This window comes from Nitrospinota bacterium, from assembly GCA_029881495.1.
GTDB lineage: Bacteria > Nitrospinota_A > UBA7883 > JACRGQ01 > JACRGQ01 > JAOUMJ01.
This window is the reverse complement of record JAOUMJ010000022.1, coordinates 28755-44850: the sequence shown is the minus strand read 5'-3', so window position 1 is coordinate 44850 and position 16096 is coordinate 28755. Positions and strand designations below refer to the sequence as shown.

At 47.8% G+C, this 16096-nt stretch carries 15 protein-coding genes and 1 tRNA gene; 14 read left to right on the top strand and 2 right to left on the bottom strand.

Features of this window, described 5'->3' with window-relative positions:
- The 4 genes from OEY64_09930 to OEY64_09915 form a co-directional block, all read left to right on the top strand.
- Positions 1-240, top strand: a 240-nt coding sequence (locus OEY64_09930) for a macro domain-containing protein (GenBank protein ID MDH5543269.1), incomplete at its 5' end; no start/stop codon positions are given.
- Between the two features lie 51 nt (positions 241-291).
- A complete protein-coding gene (locus tag OEY64_09925; protein ID MDH5543268.1) occupies positions 292-1863 on the top strand; it encodes a glycosyltransferase family 39 protein in 1572 nt (523 codons plus the stop codon).
- A 185-nt stretch (positions 1864-2048) separates the two neighbouring features.
- Positions 2049-3824 (top strand): tetratricopeptide repeat protein, encoded by a 1776-nt coding sequence (locus tag OEY64_09920; protein MDH5543267.1) that lies wholly within the window; start codon positions 2049-2051, stop codon positions 3822-3824.
- Positions 3825-3892: 68 nt separating this feature from the next.
- On the top strand, positions 3893-4624 hold the full coding sequence (locus tag OEY64_09915; protein ID MDH5543266.1) for a tetratricopeptide repeat protein: 732 nt from the start codon (positions 3893-3895) through the stop codon (positions 4622-4624).
- Between the two features lie 102 nt (positions 4625-4726).
- On the opposite strand, the gene OEY64_09910 is transcribed toward OEY64_09915, so the two are convergent.
- Positions 4727-5113, bottom strand: a complete 387-nt coding sequence (locus tag OEY64_09910) for a response regulator (GenBank protein ID MDH5543265.1) — start codon at positions 5111-5113, stop codon at positions 4727-4729.
- A gap of 124 nt (positions 5114-5237) precedes the next feature.
- Positions 5238-5313, bottom strand: a tRNA-His gene (locus OEY64_09905).
- A 752-nt stretch (positions 5314-6065) separates the two neighbouring features.
- Between OEY64_09905 and OEY64_09900 the strand changes: the two genes are divergently transcribed.
- The 10 genes from OEY64_09900 to OEY64_09855 all read left to right on the top strand — a co-directional run bounded on the left by OEY64_09900 (position 6066) and on the right by OEY64_09855 (position 16074).
- On the top strand, positions 6066-6470 hold the full coding sequence (locus OEY64_09900) for a hypothetical protein (protein ID MDH5543264.1): 405 nt from the start codon (positions 6066-6068) through the stop codon (positions 6468-6470).
- Between the two features lie 86 nt (positions 6471-6556).
- Positions 6557-7828 carry a tetratricopeptide repeat protein gene (locus OEY64_09895; GenBank protein MDH5543263.1) on the top strand — a complete coding sequence of 424 codons (1272 nt, stop codon included), beginning with the start codon at positions 6557-6559 and terminating at the stop codon, positions 7826-7828.
- 16 nt (positions 7829-7844) lie between these two features.
- Positions 7845-9335, top strand: coding sequence for a hypothetical protein (locus tag OEY64_09890; protein ID MDH5543262.1), 1491 nt, complete (start codon positions 7845-7847; stop codon positions 9333-9335).
- Entirely contained in the window at positions 9332-11215 is a 1884-nt protein-coding gene (locus tag OEY64_09885; GenBank protein ID MDH5543261.1) for a hypothetical protein, read from the top strand. Before OEY64_09890 ends, OEY64_09885 begins: the two co-directional genes overlap by 4 nt.
- A 104-nt stretch (positions 11216-11319) precedes the next feature.
- Positions 11320-11907: an imidazoleglycerol-phosphate dehydratase HisB gene (hisB, locus tag OEY64_09880; protein MDH5543260.1), complete on the top strand. Its 588-nt coding sequence runs from the start codon at positions 11320-11322 to the stop codon at positions 11905-11907.
- A gap of 32 nt (positions 11908-11939) precedes the next feature.
- Positions 11940-12551 carry an imidazole glycerol phosphate synthase subunit HisH gene (gene hisH, locus OEY64_09875; GenBank protein ID MDH5543259.1) on the top strand — a complete coding sequence of 204 codons (612 nt, stop codon included), beginning with the start codon at positions 11940-11942 and terminating at the stop codon, positions 12549-12551.
- Entirely contained in the window at positions 12548-13525 is a 978-nt protein-coding gene (locus tag OEY64_09870) for a lysophospholipid acyltransferase family protein (protein MDH5543258.1), read from the top strand. The genes hisH and OEY64_09870 overlap by 4 nt, the downstream gene beginning before the upstream one ends.
- A 10-nt stretch (positions 13526-13535) precedes the next feature.
- A complete protein-coding gene (gene waaF / locus OEY64_09865) occupies positions 13536-14555 on the top strand; it encodes a lipopolysaccharide heptosyltransferase II (protein MDH5543257.1) in 1020 nt (339 codons plus the stop codon).
- On the top strand, positions 14552-15757 hold the full coding sequence (locus OEY64_09860) for a hypothetical protein (GenBank protein MDH5543256.1): 1206 nt from the start codon (positions 14552-14554) through the stop codon (positions 15755-15757). Before waaF ends, OEY64_09860 begins: the two co-directional genes overlap by 4 nt.
- A gap of 101 nt (positions 15758-15858) precedes the next feature.
- Positions 15859-16074 (top strand): hypothetical protein, encoded by a 216-nt coding sequence (locus tag OEY64_09855; GenBank protein MDH5543255.1) that lies wholly within the window; start codon positions 15859-15861, stop codon positions 16072-16074.
- Positions 16075-16096: the final 22 nt, after the last annotated feature.

Below are 16096 nucleotides of genomic sequence, written 5' to 3'. Positions count from 1 at the left end.
CGAAACGCGACGATCAATTCGCTGAAGGCCGCTGACGAGAACGGCCTAAGGTCGATCGCCTTTCCCGCCATCAGCACAGGGATATTCGGATTTCCGCTGAACAGGTGCGCGGAGATAATGATAAAGACGACCGTTGCCTATCTTGAGCAGGGGAGCGGAATAAAGGAAGTTGTTTTCTGCCTTTACGGCGAGGAAGCGCTCGAACTTTTCAAGCAGAGATTGCAGGCGGCGACGTATTGAGAACCGGCGGAAAGAATAGATCATTGGCACCCATATTTCACAGCGGGTGGAATGCAAAAGACGGCATTATCGGGATACGGAGGCGCTTTGCCGGAAGACAATAGCGGGACCGTTTGGGAAAGAAGTGAAACCCTCTTCATAATTCTCATTGCCATATTTTCCTTTGTGATGAGGTATATGCACATATCGTCGACGGGGTGGATTATTGACGACGTGACGAGGCACCTTGGGATGAGGCAGGAGGCGGGATCGGTCTTTCACTTTTCGGACGCCGATTTTTTCGTGTTCCTTGCTAGGAATTTCCTTGAAGGTAAGGGGACTAACATACCTTTTGTCCCGCCGTTCACCGCATGGACACTGGTATTTTTTATCCGTATTTTCGGTTTTGACTACTTCAGCATCAAAATAATGTACGCGATGCTGGGGGCGTTGTCTGTTCCTGCCGTATACTTGACCGCGCGGATACTCTATGGCAGGGGTGTAGCCGTTATCACATCGATTCTATGCTCAGCATCATTCGCGCTGATCTTTATCTCCGGCGGTCTGAACATTGAGAATGTGTACTTTTTTACTTTAAGCATTGCAGTGGCCCTGTACGTGATATTAATGAAAGAGCCCACCTTCGTCAGGATAAATCAACTGGCGATATCATTTTTATTCGGGATTGCGTCCGCTTCTGCGTGCCTCACACGTTCTGAATATATACTGGTACTATTCATCTTTTTTCTTTTCGGTCTATTGCGCAGGGGGTGGAGTCCCGCGAAAAAGGGGGTTGTTGCGCTGACGGCCATCGCAGGATTTTTGCTCATAGTCGCCCCTTGGGTGGCAAGGAATTATTCCTTTATGACTGAATTGAACGCCTCATATAAAAATGCCTCCCTGCCGGTTTTTGTTCCAACGGCGCTAAACGGCCCGTTCAATTTCCTGGAGGGGCACCATGTAAACGCCAACGGGACATACTCGCCGGTTGTTGAATATGAGGGTTACAGTCTCGAACTGAAAGACGGCTATGTAGCCAGTCTTGACCCGACGGACGAAAGGCATCTCGCAATGATTAGGGACGGGTATCGTCTCGGGTTCAAATATATAATGGAAAATCCTGCCAAAGAGCTGAAACTGATACCGTTCAAGGCAGGTGTTTTTCTGAACGGACTTTCCAATGGATTCTTTCTGAATAATTTCCCTGCCGGGGTTACCGGACGCGTTCCAAATATGGCTGATTCATTTATCCCGGACGCAAAGTGGTCCCTGTATGTCACCCTTCCGTTATTTTTATACGGCTTTTTGCTTATATTCAGGGAAAAGGGGGAGGGTGAGACCATATTTCTCAGGTGGTTGCCTATTTTCGTATTCGGTATTGTATTTTTTGTCGCGATCTCATTTTATGCTCTCTGCCGGATGTCGTATCCGATACTCCCCTATTATTTTATGGTGGTTTCCCTCGGTGTTGCCGGGTTGGTGACAAGGTTTCGAGATACGATAATTTTTAGCTGGAAATACGCCTATATCCTTCTGTTTGCCGTTTCATTGATAGGCTTATTTAGCGCTTCCGAGAGAATCGTAGTGGAAAAAAGCGGTAAACTCCCCTTGGGTGGATATTTTCTGAAGGACGTCAGGCGATAACTATTTTTTTAATTCTGCGGTATATCGTTTATATTGGAGTTACGAATAGAACCACGCGAATGAAAAATGTAAATGAAGGTTTCAGTCCATGTCATTGCGGAATATGTCACGCTTGACTTGACCCACTTTGAAGGATATTCTATCTAAATACTTGTTTTCATAGCCTGTATACAGGTGGAGGGATTATGCACGAAGAGCTGAATTCATATTTCGGCGCTGGAGTAAAGATGAATGGCGTCTTGAAATTCAAAGGCGCACTCAGGTTCGATGGAATCTTCCAGGGGGAGATAAGGACCGATGACACCTTGATTGTTGGGAACAGAGGGAAGGTTGAGGCGAAGGTCTTTGCCGGTACTCTTTTCAACATGGGTGAGGTGATAGGGGATGTCAAGGCTGCGGAGAAGATCTCCATATTCAACGAGAGCCATTTGACCGGGAATATTGATACGCCTGTTTTCCAATCAGAAGAGGGCGCGGTATTCAAAGGTAATTGCCAGATGCCCGACAAGCCCCCGAAAACTATGAAAAAGGTTTCAGGCAACGGCAAAAAGGAGATAGAGCCCGCACTGCTCTATATTGAGAACGGCAACAGAAAAGGTGAATATGAAGAGACCGCTCCATGGGAGAGTAGCGGAGTTGCGTATTCTGTAAAAAGTTTCAAGGGCCCGCTCGCGGTTCTGTTCCTGATCTTTACATTAGGCATATTAGGTTTCTGGTTCGTGGATTATTCCAAGAAGGAATTCAGGGATAATTTTGTTTCAAGGATGATCTACCAGTACAGCGTAGGTGATGATTCAGAAAAGCTTCTATCTCTTGCCAAATCATGGTACGAAGCGGAAGAGTATGAAAAGGCAGCAGTGCTATTCTTGCGTGTAAACGACCTTATCGGAAGCGGTTTTCAGCTCAAAAAGGAACTCGCAATCTCCCTTGACAGATCCGGGAGATTTAATGAGGCTGTCCCGTTCTATGAGGAATATCTGCAGAAAAAGCCTGATGAAAAGGAGATATCAGAGAAGCTAGCCGATTTCTATAAATCTTCCGGAAATATTAAAGGCCAGATAAAGATACAGAAGATAATTGTAAGCGCAAGTCCCAATAACAAGAAAGCGGCACATAAACTCTTTTCCCTGCATAAGGAAAATGACCAGCTTGAAAAAGCTCTTGAGATCTATCAGGAATTGGTCGTTTCCGATCCACCGAAATCCGAGGATTTGATGATAATCGGCCAGTTGCAAAGAAAGGTTGGAAAACTCAGGGAGGCCTCTGAAACTTTTAAGGATCTGCTGAGAATTGATTCAGACAACAAGGATGCCCGTCTTGCCCTGGCAAATCTTTATTACAAATTCGGCTATGAAAAGCAGGCGGCGCTAGAATTCAGAAGGCTTGGAAGGCTCGACAGCAAACACGTGGAAGAGATGAACAATACCGGCTATGAACACCTGACCGAAGGTTTAACGGATAAAGCTATAGAGTTCTTTAATCTTGCTCTTGCCCAGGAGCCTGACAATATACGTGCCTACCACGGGCTTGCAACGACATACAGCAAGCTGGGGGAATGGAGCAGGTCCATTTATTACTGCAACAAGATCCTTGAATTGGATCCCGATTTTACTCCGGCACTCAACCGCCTCGCCTGGGCGCTGGCGATGGAAATGAAGGATCTTGATATTGCTGAAAAAAGATCGATCGATTCTATGAAGTATGATTCAAATCTTCCCGACTACATTGACACGCTTGCGGAAATCTATTTCCGAAAAGGGGAGTACGATAAGGCTATCGAAAATGTTTTGCGCGCCATGAAACTGAATCCTGGTAATGCGTGGTTCCTGTCACAGCTTAAGAAGTTCAGGGAAGCAAAGGTAAAAAACAGCCCGGCCGCCGCTACACCGCTTGCTAATACTGGAGTAGCGCCGGAGGCGGCAGAACCGACAGCGCCAGGAAGTGCTGAAGAGACTTTGTAAGTGGTTTCGCGCCATAGCAGTTATCTTGCACGGCTTTATTTACCAGTTATATCACTGGAGGGACGAAGGTGATCGAAGGGATCTTTTACGAACAAAAACCGCTTACGCTTGGTTCAGCGGGCACGGCCGCCAGTTCATCTCACGCATTGCATTACTACGCGAAGGAGAATAGCAAAGGTGATGTAGAGCTGTTTTTCCTCAAGCCGGACGGCACGCATACGAAGTTTGTGGCATTGACAGTAAATAAGGCCGATTTCCTGGAAAAATTCGGCGATTGCGCAAAGCATGAGTGTCAGTTCAAGAAAAAAACGGCAGAGCAGAAAAAGGCTGAAAAGGTTTCCAAACAGATAAAAGTTGCTCAGGAACACCTCCAGAAGAAGGAATACCATGCGGCAACATTTGAGTTCGGCAAAGTTCTAAAGGAGGACGATAAAAATCTTGAGGCTCACCTGGGTAAAGGCAAGGCGCACATGGCGTTGGGCGAGACCGATGAAGCAAAAAAACATTTCGACGCAATGGCTGAGAGCACCGATCTTTTTGACAGAAAGAACTTGGACCTGTTCAACGAACTCGGCATTGAGCTGAGGAAAAACGAGATGTTTGATGAGGCTCTCAGGAACTACCGAAAAGCACTTGAGATAGACTCTACCGACGAAGCGCTCTATTTCAATATGTCCCGTGCCTACAAGGAATGGGGTAGAAAAGATGAGGCGCTTGGCAATATTAACAAGGCGCTGGAATTGAAAAATGATTTTGTCGAGGCGAAAATTCTTAAAAAAGAGATTGAGGATATGGAGTAAGCCGCACAGCTGAATTTCTCTGCCCTGTAACGGTTTCTTGATATCTGCGGCTAAATTTCTCCCTCAACCGGTGAAGGAATCAAAATTCACCTTGAGAATCGGTTATGTCTTCAGTACCTTTTTCAGTTTCTCTTCAAGGGTTCCCGCAGTGAACGGCTTCACGATGTAGTCATTTACTCCTGCCTGAGCGGCGGCGACAATATTATCTTTTAGCGCTTCAGCCGTAACCATCAAAACAGGGAGATCTTTCAAGTTGTCCTCGGCCCTTATCGCCTGTAGCAGTTCAAGACCGGTCATGGTGGGCATGTTCCAGTCAAGCAGTACTACATCGTAAGGATTGTTCAGCAGTTTTGGCAGTGCAGTCGAACCATCATCGGCTTCATCGACATTCTTTATTCCGAGTTGTCCAAGTATGTTCCGCTCAATTTTTCGCATAGTAGCAAAATCGTCAACGATTAGAACTCTTAAATTTGGATCAAGATCTGACATTAACTACCTCATTTGTTTTACGTTGAAAAACTATTTATTACGTTATCATCCCTTGAAAGTATAATCGACCGGCTATTTTTATGCAAACTCGCTTTTACCGGCGCATGAAAGAAAGTGCATTTTATGGGGTGAGCGATGGGACTTGAACCCACGACCGCTGGAGCCACAATCCAGAGCTCTACCAACTGAGCTACGCCCACCATTTTGCAAGCGGTAAGTATGTACCAGCCGATAGCTCTTTTCAAGAGCCAATCGTCACTTATCCAGTAAGTTGTAATTATGAAGCCAACTTGGCGAATGTATACACTGGCGCGTACTGATTTACGGATAATTTCGCCGGGTGTTCATGTGTCCAGTCATGTTTATACTGGTAGGTAAAATATTCCTAGTGTATACTTTATTATACAGCGAAAGGGCGGTAATCATTTTCCTGATACTACATCCCAAAATAGATCTTGAACTCTAACGATATGTTTATTCAGTAGATACACCTTGTGTCTCAAAATACGTTACTGCTCCATACATTTAGGAACGAAATGTGCACCTACTGTGGATGAATAGTAAAGATTTGAGGTGAAAAGAGTGAAGAAATATTTGTCGAGGTCAACTAAAGTTTCAGCTGTTTTAGACGATAAAAGAACCATGGATATCTCAAACTGCGATTTGTTATTTGACATGATGGCCTTCAGGCCGGACGTGAAAAAATAGCGAAAAAAGAGGTGTTATTACCGTTTTTCGATAAAAACGCTCATGTATTTGAAAAGAGCTACCGAAAAGATGGTAAATGAAAAAAGTTGGATATTTTGAGTATAATAAAATTTGTGCGGAAGGAGGTGCTTTTTGAAGACTGGTGAATACCTGGTCGACGTTCCATAGTATCCTTTACCCTGGGATAAGAAATTTAAACAGTTCGATAATTATTAACTTAATAGGATTTGAGGAGGATTCTCAAATGAGAAAAACACTTTTTGCTCTCGTTGTTGCGGTCATGATGACTGCGGGAACAGCTTCTGCTGACAGAGGCTTCTGGTATGGTGGTGGTACAGGTAACACCACAGCTTGGATCACAGTTATCAACGCTCTTAACCAAAGCGGAACTGCTGTAACAGCAACAGTAACCTTTTTCAAACTGGATAAGACTTCTATGGGTTCAACCACAAGGGTGTTGCAGTCCAATGAAGGGTGGAACTTCACAACAGCAACTGTCGGCAACTTGGCAGGTACAGTATTTGATGCCGCAACAACAAGTGGCGGTACCGAGCGCGGTTCTGTATTGATTTCCGGCGCCGGTTCGGTCGTTGGCTATACATCAATTTTCAACATGACGAACAATTCAGGTTTTAACTTCAGGTGGTAAGACCTAAAGTTTAGCTGATAGAAAATCACAGATAAAAACCCCCGGCTTGTGAAAGCCGGGGGTTTTTTGTATATTCATACCCTAATATGAATATTTCAAAAACCGCATTCCTTTTTTTCATTCTTTTTCTTGCTTCATGTACGGCTTCCGAGGAACAGAGAAAATCGGATTCAGAGATCTATTTGCAGATAGCCAACGAATACCTCACTGCCGGGAGCTACGATAAGGCGGTAAATGAAACTGATAACGCCATTAAGGCATACCCGCAAAACTGGGGCGCCTATTTCCTGAAGGCGGAAATTCTAGGGACTGCGGGGAGATATCCCGAGGCCTTTGCCGCTATCGAAGCGACCGGATCTGAATTTCCAAAAGAGCTGGAGCATGTAAGGGAACATTGGAGGGGGGTAGTCAATTTCCACCAGGGAAATCTTCCTGAAGCTTCGTCGCATTTTGAAAAATCTCTCGAATTGAAACCGGATTATGTTGATAGCGTAATAATCTTGATCCAGGTCTGTACGGAGATGAACAGGAGCGATGACGTCATAAGATATTCCGAGAAATGGGTCGAACTGGAATCCGGTTCCGAACGGGCGTGGGAAAATCTTGGCATTAACAATGTCAATGTCCGCGCATACGCCCGGGCCAAGCAGGCTCTTGATAAGGCTCTTTCGATTAATCCAAAATCCGCCATCGCCTATAACTACCTCGGAAGATGGGCCGATGAACAGAACAGGTGGGAAGAGGCAGAAAAATATTATTTGAAGTCGCTGGAACTGAATGACAAATACGCCTATGTGCATCTGAGCCTCGGGCAGATGTACATGTTGACGGGGAAAATAGACGAAGCGAAGAAACACCTCGATAATGCTCTCGCTCTCGATCCGGGAATCTCATTCACTCACTACTGGATAGGAAAGTTCTACCAGAAGAAGAAGGATTTTCCGAATTCCATTCACTCCTTTAGAAGGGCGATTGAATTGAATCCGGAATTTTCCGTGGCACGCGTCGATATTGCCGAGCTCTGCCTGGAAGCGAACAAGGAGCTGGACTATGCAATTTCAACACTGCTGGACGGCCTTGTGATTTCACCTAAGGATCAAAAGGGATTTTACTACTATCTTGGGAAACTTGCCTACGCGAAAAAAGATTTCGAAGCCTCGCTAGGTCATATTGAAAAAGCATTCGCGATCATCCAGAAAACCGAGAAAGAAGGTCTTGCCGACCTCCATCTTTTAAAAGGGAAGGTTCTGCTCGGCAAGGGTGACAAAAAAGGGGCCAACGCTGAGTTCAAGTCCGCATTAACTCTTGCGCCGGCTTCAGATTCCGCCAAAGAGGCTGGGAAACTCGTTATCAACTGAAAGTGAGGTGGGCCGGATGCTGAAATCTGGGCCGGGCGCTGTCGGACTTTTGGTTTTTCTTTTTTCATCCATTTATTTCATCTCCTTTTGCAGGTACGGACTTAACCTTTGGGACGAAGGCGCCCTTTATTACGGGGCGATACGCTACATGAATGGCCAGAAAGTGATGACCGATTTTATGGGGTATCCGGAGGGGAGATACATAATTGTCGAAGCCGTATACCGTTTATTCGGAATGGAGATGATAAATGTACGGTACGCGTTTGCTTTTCTTACCGCATTGTTGCCTTTCCTCACGTACCATATCGCCAGGCGTTTCATCTCCGGCGGATTTCTTGTTGCGGCGGTTCTCCTGTCGGTTTCAGCGCCGGCTGTCTATTATCAGCGGTTTTACGGCTTCGTGTTTTTGCTGAATGCGTTCGCCTTGCTTAAATTTCTGGAGTCCAAAAGTAATTACCCCTGGCTCATAGCAGGGCTAATTTCTGTATATCTTTTCAAGGTTGAGGTCTTTTTCATCCTTTTGCCCGCGTATTCATTTGTCCTTTGGAAAAGATTTGAAGACGGGAAAAATGAATTTTGGATAACGGTTGTCTCAGGCGCGGCGTTACTCACCATGATTGCCGTAAAATACGGCTCATACCTTTTTCAGCGGATGTCAGTAGAGGTCGGTATCTGGGGAAATTCTTTTCCATCTTTGTTCGAAGGGTATCAGGGGAGAGAATTCGGCCTTTTCGCCTTCCTTGAAAATCTCCTTTTCTATCTCCCGATATTCACATCGGCATTCCTGGTATATCTCGGTATTGTTTCATATCGGAAAAACACACGAATGAGCGAAAGATATCTCCTCCTCGGCTATCTTCAGTTTGCCGCGCTTGGGGTAGTAATAGGCCGCGCGGGCTTCGATAATCTCATTCGATGCCTGCCGCTCTTTTTCATAGCGGCGCCTATTGTCGCCAATATCCTTGTTGACAGGATCAAACCTGCAAATGGAAGGGCTTTTGCGCTATCTGGCATCGTCGTCGTTTTCTTTCTGTATATGGCCGATCTTAATCTCGCAAACGGTTTTTATGCTGGTTCCATTGGGGCGGTTCAGTCAAACGAGACCAGAATGCAAAAGGGACGGGCTGCCGGCATCTATGCGCCTAAAAACGATGTCGCCATTGTAAACGCTCTTGTTGACTGGATAGACACAGAAACCAGACCTGGTGACAAGATATTTTCGGTTCCTTTGAATCCGCTGATCTATTACCTTGCCGACAGGGACAACCCGTCGGGATATGACTGGCTCCTTCCTGGTACGCTAAAAGATAAAAGTGAGGAAAGGGAGCTTGTGAAAGCGCTTGATGAGGACAAACCGAATCTCATAGTCCTTGTGGATCTCGCTATCGACAACAACGAGGAGCGTAAACTCAATGTCTATGCGCCGCTTTTCGTAAATTGGATTGCAGATAATTACAGCTACGCGGGCCGGGTAGCCTATTACCAGATTTGGAGGAAGCATATTTGAAAGGCGCAATAATCTTTTTCCTGTCAACGATTATGTTGCTTGCTCCAACGGAGTCTGGCACGGCAAGGGTCGGCAAACATGACAGGAAGAACGTTCTCACGCTGACCGCGCGGCAGACAGCTCTTTACGAAGCAAAAATGAAGAGCGACTGGAAGGGGATATACGGTATGTTCTCCCCCGAAATTCGAGCAAAGATATCCTTGAATGATTTTGTCGCACAGCCGCATCTCGGAGCCGGCGTGGCAAGTGTTCAGAAAAACGGCGCAGATCACGGCGGAAAAGGGGAGGTCGCAAGCGATGATCCATTTAAAAAGGAATACATACCCCGATATGTTTCATTTCGCATAGAAAGTATTTCACTTTCGGATGACAAGAGCCGCGCGAAGGTATCTTCCAAAACCGATATCCAGATGTTCGCCCTCGGTGATGGTGCCACCCTTGAACTGCCGGACGAAGAGTACTGGATAAAGGTAAACGACAACTGGTACCTCGAATGGGATATTAAGTATATTGCACAGATCTCCGGTGCGCAGACAAAAAAGGATGAGGTTATACCCGAATTCACAGTTACTGTATCGAACAGGGAGCTTTCACTGTGGTACCTGGCGCAGGCTGAAAAGATAGAAGATTTGCACGCAAGGTATGAATTACATGAGAGGGCGCTCCTTCTGCATCCCTATGCCGCTGTGGAGGAGATAAATAGAAGAGGGATCAATGCAGGGGACCTCCCCGCAAGATATATCGACAGGGCGATGTTTGGAAGAAAATTGAACCAATCACTTTTCACCTCGAACCTCGATATGGGGCGGTGGTATAAGCTGGCCGGTGACAACGATAAGGCCTATAAAGCGTATCTGGAGGCAAACAGAAAAGATCCCGTAAGAATAGACGCGCTGGAAGGACTGATTCAGACCGCGTATGACACCGGCAATTTCAGTGCCGCAGTGGAGCATTATATCTCCCTTTTAAATGTATCCTCCATCTTCAAGGTACAGCCGAAAGAGACGCTGGAAGGGGAGATAACGGGTGATTGTCCCATATGCGGAAAGGTCGGGTTTGCCTTACGGATGGAGCTGGCGCGAAACGCCGTTTATGCGGGGAGGCATGAAATCGCGTTTCCGGTATACATGCAGTCGCTCAAGTCTCGTGATGCCTGGCCCGGTCTTTTGGAAAAGGGGCTATCAGGCCGCAAAATAAAATTGAAGGAGGCTCTAGGCATGGAGCTTCTCGATGAGTTGAAAAATCTCTCGTATGGAGATCTTTCCGCGCTGGCTGGTCAGGCCGGCATTTTCCTTTTTCATCCAGCCGATGAACTCCTCCACGGCTCCAGAATACAAAACGCCATTGAGCTGGAGAGTTCGCCGCTCAAACGGTATGCAACATACAAAGGGGGGTATAACACCACTACAAGAGACGCGCTGGCGAAAATCAGGTGGAATGAGGAGTATGTCGTCTGCCCTGAAACCGTTAAAGGGGGTTATGTCGCCGTCTTTGAACAGGGGGGAGGGTTCAAAGGTGAATGTTTCAAGGATGACAACGAGATGTTCGCCGGCAGTAAGGCGCTTCTCGACAAGATGGAAAATATGAAAAAAGGGGAGCATGCATACCTCTCGCGAAAGGCACCGGGTAAAAATACTTTGACAGATTACTGGGAAAAGGGGCTAAGGGACTTGGGGATTGATGAAACGATGCTTCCTCGCTCTCCGTCCGCACATATTATTATTTTTGTAAAAGGGGGAAAGAGCCGCGTGCTGGAGGGGGACAGGATGATATCGCTTCGCCTGTCGGGATCAAACCTGGATAAGTGGAGTAAAGAGGGTCTCCCTTCGATGAAGGTTACTGGAAAAGGCTCAAACGATACTGTGGAATTCCTTCTCTGACAAATGCGGTGAGATGAAGAGAATAGTTTCCCCTGTAAAAAAGTTTCAGACTCGCTTGGGGATTTTACCTTCTTTATAGTGATAAAAAGAGATATCATATCTTAATTATGGGAAGTGCCAGCATAGAGCGGAAAACCAAGGAGACGGATATAACCGCAAGCCTCAAGATCGACGGCAGTGGCAAGGCCGACATCAGCACGACGATACCGTTTTTCGATCATATGCTGAACCAGCTTGCTCATCACGGTTTTTTCGATATCGAATTGAAGGCAACCGGCGATACCGAAGTGGACTTTCACCACACGGTGGAAGATTGCGGAATAACTCTCGGCCAGGCGTTCACGAAGGCTCTAGGCGAAAAGCGCGAAATAAAGCGTTTTGGCCACGCGGTCGTACCTCTCAATGAGGCGCTTTCGTCGGTGACAGTAGATTTTTCCGGTCGTCCGTTCATGGTGTTCAAGGGGAACGGGCTCAAGGGTAAGATTGGCGATTTCGACGCCGAGCTGATAGAGGAATTCCTCCACGCGTTCAGCAACAACGCAGGGCTGACGCTCCATGTACAGGTCGAGTATGGAACAAACCTTCACCATATGGCTGAAACCGTTTTCAAGGCTTTGGCAAAAGCTCTCGATATCGCGACTTCCCGCGAACCGAGGGCCAAGGGTGTAATTTCCACAAAAGGCAGTCTCTAATAACAGATTTATAGCCAGGGATTCGTAAGCTGATGATCGCCATTGTTGATTATGAAATGGGAAACCTTCGGAGCGTTCAGAAAGGCTTTGAAAAGGTAGGCGCCGAAGCGATAATTACCCGCGACATCTCCGTAATCGAATCAGCCTCCGGCGTCGTGCTCCCAGGCGTTGGCGCCTTCACCGTCTGCATGGAGAATCTTGAGAAATACGGGCTCATCACTCCGATAAAGTCGTTCATCGAAAGCGGAAAGCCGTTTCTCGGAATATGTCTCGGCCTTCAACTCCTTTTTGAAGAGAGCGTCGAGTTCGGCAACTGCAAGGGACTCGGCCTCATAAAGGGGAAGGTGCGCAAGTTCCCAGCCGACGAGATGAAGGTCCCGCACATGGGATGGAATTCCGTCGATATATCCAGGGACAGCCGTCTTCTGGAAGGGATACATGACGGAACCTACTTCTATTTCGTTCATTCATATTACGTCGACCCTGAGGAGGATGTCTCCATCGCGACGACCGACTACGGTTTTAATTTCGTTTCAGCCGTCGAGAAGGGGAATATCTTCGCAACCCAGTTTCACCCGGAAAAGAGTCAGGCTGAAGGTCTGAAGATACTGGAGAATTTTGCCGGGTTGGCCGGCGAAAAATGAAAAAAAAGAAGAACATAGTAATAGAATTGCTTCTATATATTCCGGTCTGGGCCATTTTTGAGTTCACGAGGATCTCGCCGAGAAGTTTTGGTTATGCGCTATGGAAGAGCATAGCTCTTCTTCTCTGGCCCATTACTAAAAGGAGAAGGGGGATCATGCGGGAAAACCTTAGGCCCGTGTTCCCTGGAAAGAGCGACGATGAGTTTGAAAAGATCGGCCTAGATGTATATCTGAATCTCGGAAGGGTTTACGCCGAGTTCTGCAAGATAGGGGCGCTTAACCAGGAAAATGTAAACGAGTTCGTCACGTTTGAAGGGCTTGAACATCTCGATGCCGCTCTTGCCAAGGGGAAGGGGGTTATCATCCCGACGATGCACTACTACAATGCTGAGCTGATAAACGGTGCGCTCGCCGTGAAAGGCTATCCCGTCCACTGGGTTATAAGGGAGGTCGACAATTTCTTCCTCGACAGGAAGATGGATGCGATACGGACAGGCTCCGGCATGAAGGTTATAAAAAAGGAGCGCGCATTAAGAGAGATGCTCGCTCGTATACGCGAAGGGAAGATCGTCTCCGTGACTGTCGATCAGAAAGCTTCCTTTAACGAGGTATGGATACGGTTTTTGGGCCGCTGGTCGGCGACAGTAAAGGCGCCTGCGGTGATATCCCTCCGCACCGGCGCGGCTATAGTCCCTATGTTTTCCGTCCCCCAGCTTGATAACACCCATAAAGTCAGTTTCTTACCAGCCATTTCATATGAGCCTACGGGAGAGACGAGCGTCGATGTCTTTAACCTTTCTACAATCGTTTCCGATCTCCAGAGCGAGTTCATCAAAAAACACCCCGGCGTCTGGTTCTGGCTCCACAGGAAGTGGTCGATAGTACCTACGGAAAAGATAGTGAAGGAGTGCGAAGCTCTTGAAAAGCGTTTCATCGAATCCGGGTATGGAGCCGACCTCTCCTCGGTCATATAGGCGAAACTAGATGGCAAAATATGAAGTGAAAATAGAGGTCGCTGTAAGATCCCCGAACTGGCTCGGCGACGCTATCATGGCTCTCCCCGCGATAAAGGCTCTTGCCGGTATTTTCGGGGACCCATCGATCAACGGAGTCGGTTCAATAACGATCCTTGCCCGCGAGGGGCTTGAGGATATTTTCGGGCGGTTTCCTTTCGTAAGGGATGTGGTCACTTTTAACCGCACATCCGAAGCGAGAATACACTGGGGGCTCTCCTTGAGCGGTGTCGGCAAGATCATCCTTTTTACGAATTCGTTCCGCTCCGCCTGGAACGGCTATAGAACAGGCGCGCCGCTCAGGGCCGGGTATAGCGGAAATTTCCGCTCTCTCCTGCTTACGCACAGGATGCCGCCGGACAAGACGCTCCATATGACCGACTATTATCTGAACCTTCTGAAGGTTTTCGGCAAATCGGGCTTTTCAAAAGAGATAGAATTTCCTCTATATGAAGTTGAGCGCGACTTTGCCGCCTCCCTTGGGGACTTGAATGGGGCGGTCGGTATTCCCCTAGGAGCCAGGTTCGGCCCCGCAAAATGCTGGCCGGAGGAGAAGCTAAAGGAGCTGATCGGCCTGATACGCAGCAGGACGAAAAGGGTTGTTGTTCTCTTCGGGACAAAGGCGGAAAGGGTACAGGCGACCGAGCTCGTCGAGTTCGCGAAGACCGTCTCTCCGGAAAACGGCGCGATAATCGACCTGACCGGAAGGACAACGATAGGGGAGATGGCCGCCGTGATGAGATCATGCGAATGGATAGTGGCAAACGATTCAGGTCCGCTTCATCTTGCCGCGGCAGTCGGGGCGAAGGTGCTTGCGCTTTTCGGCTCCACCGATCCGGTTCGCACGGCGCCGCTCTCCGGCAACGTAAGGATAATAAACAAGAGCGTTGAGTGCGCCCCATGCTATAAACGTGAGTGCCCCATCGATTTCCGCTGTATGCAGGAGATAGGGGCGGAAGAGGTGTTCGACATAATTGAAGGTAAACCATGAGAAGTTTTTTAACATGCGCATTTATATTCGGTTTTCTCTTTCCTGCCGCTTCGTTCGCGATTGAGGAGAGAGAGCCTGGTTTACACGGTGTGATCGGTTTTGCCTTTTTCCAGGACCACAGGATCGGATGGACAGGCTCCGAGGCAAGTTTTTATACATCTGCGAAACTCGATTATATCCACAGGATTAGCGAAGACACTATCGCCAGGTTTGGCGGCGAATTTCGGCCTACGGTTAACGACCACTCCCGCGCCTATGACGCATTGAAAAAGCGCGAAGGGAGCATAGAGGATACCTACATGGAGTTTGACCGCTTTCTCTCCCGGAATACGGCGATAAAATTCGGCGTGGTGAAAGTGCCGTTTGGGCATTTCGACACGTTCGCGCTGGAGGAGAGGAACAGGCCGGTCTCGATGACGCGCACAAGGGAGTGGGATTACGGCATAAGGCTCGATTCCAGATTTTCTCATATTGATCTTTCGCTGGCGGTTGTGAACGGAGAGGGGACCACGGGGACCGACGCGAACAGCGCGAAGTCGGTTGCATTGATGCTTGCGGGGGGTTCCGGCAGCGGGGAGCCTATCTATCCCGAGACCTTGTATATTACAAACTACCCCAATCCGATGGTGCAGAACTCTCCCGGCGGGGTGCGATGGCGCTATGCCATAAGCGCATACGCAGGCAACCGATATACGACGCCGATAAAGGAGAGGAACAACCATTATGGGATCGACATGGAGTTCGGTTATTCGATAGCCACACTAAAACTCCAGGCGGCTCACCATGATGGCTATTTCAATAATCTGTCCGTTGCCGAGGACGATCTAAACCGTCTTGTCGATGAATTTCAATACGGGTCGGCTGTGACGCTAAACCCCGAGAACTTTCCAAAGGCTGTTTCTTCCTTTGCCGAACTCTGCATCGGCCTTTCGGAGCGGACGCTGATGACGATAATGTACGAGTATTACGATCCTGACACGATGGCGGCGGAGGATCTCCGTCAGGTTGCCCGGGAGCGGGTGGTCATCGGCTGGAAAAGGGATTTCCGAAAGGATTCATCCTTTGCGGTTCTTTACACGATGAACAATAATCCAGCCTTTGCGCGACTTGTTGAAGGCTCGCCGAAGAAGGCGATTATCGTCGAAACGGATGATATGGAGGGTGACGATGTCCTGATGATGTCGGTCGCGGTTCAATTTTGATATTGTCCGGTCAATAACTACCTTCCCTGAGGGCTTTGGAAACTGAGTTTCAACGGCTGAGCGAAAGCGGAGATGTCCTGTTCCTGATGGTCGGGTAGGTAATGGTCTCCGCATTATTGGCGGCTATACGCTCTTTTTATTATGCAGGCTCCGTCGTTATCCTTCCAAAGGGGGAGGGGCTACAGGATATTACGGGCATGTATATTCCTGACGGATTCGGCCTCCCCTCTCGTCCGACCGACTGGCTGATAGCTGTTTTTAATGCTCTTGCCTATGGGATTGCTGTATACACTCTGGTAAAATCAACGATAGAATAAGATTGTTGCAGGGTGAAGAAGC

Coding starts and splice junctions, on each gene's coding strand:
- OEY64_09925 (MDH5543268.1), top strand. CDS start 292: ATGCAAAAGACGGCATTATCGGGATACGGAGGCGCTTTGCCGGAAGAC.
- OEY64_09920 (MDH5543267.1), top strand. CDS start 2,049: ATGCACGAAGAGCTGAATTCATATTTCGGCGCTGGAGTAAAGATGAAT.
- OEY64_09910 (MDH5543265.1), bottom strand. CDS start 5,113: ATGTCAGATCTTGATCCAAATTTAAGAGTTCTAATCGTTGACGATTTT.
- OEY64_09900 (MDH5543264.1), top strand. CDS start 6,066: ATGAGAAAAACACTTTTTGCTCTCGTTGTTGCGGTCATGATGACTGCG.
- OEY64_09895 (MDH5543263.1), top strand. CDS start 6,557: ATGAATATTTCAAAAACCGCATTCCTTTTTTTCATTCTTTTTCTTGCT.
- OEY64_09890 (MDH5543262.1), top strand. CDS start 7,845: ATGCTGAAATCTGGGCCGGGCGCTGTCGGACTTTTGGTTTTTCTTTTT.
- hisH (MDH5543259.1), top strand. CDS start 11,940: ATGATCGCCATTGTTGATTATGAAATGGGAAACCTTCGGAGCGTTCAG.
- OEY64_09870 (MDH5543258.1), top strand. CDS start 12,548: ATGAAAAAAAAGAAGAACATAGTAATAGAATTGCTTCTATATATTCCG.
- waaF (MDH5543257.1), top strand. CDS start 13,536: ATGGCAAAATATGAAGTGAAAATAGAGGTCGCTGTAAGATCCCCGAAC.
- OEY64_09860 (MDH5543256.1), top strand. CDS start 14,552: ATGAGAAGTTTTTTAACATGCGCATTTATATTCGGTTTTCTCTTTCCT.
- OEY64_09855 (MDH5543255.1), top strand. CDS start 15,859: ATGGTCTCCGCATTATTGGCGGCTATACGCTCTTTTTATTATGCAGGC.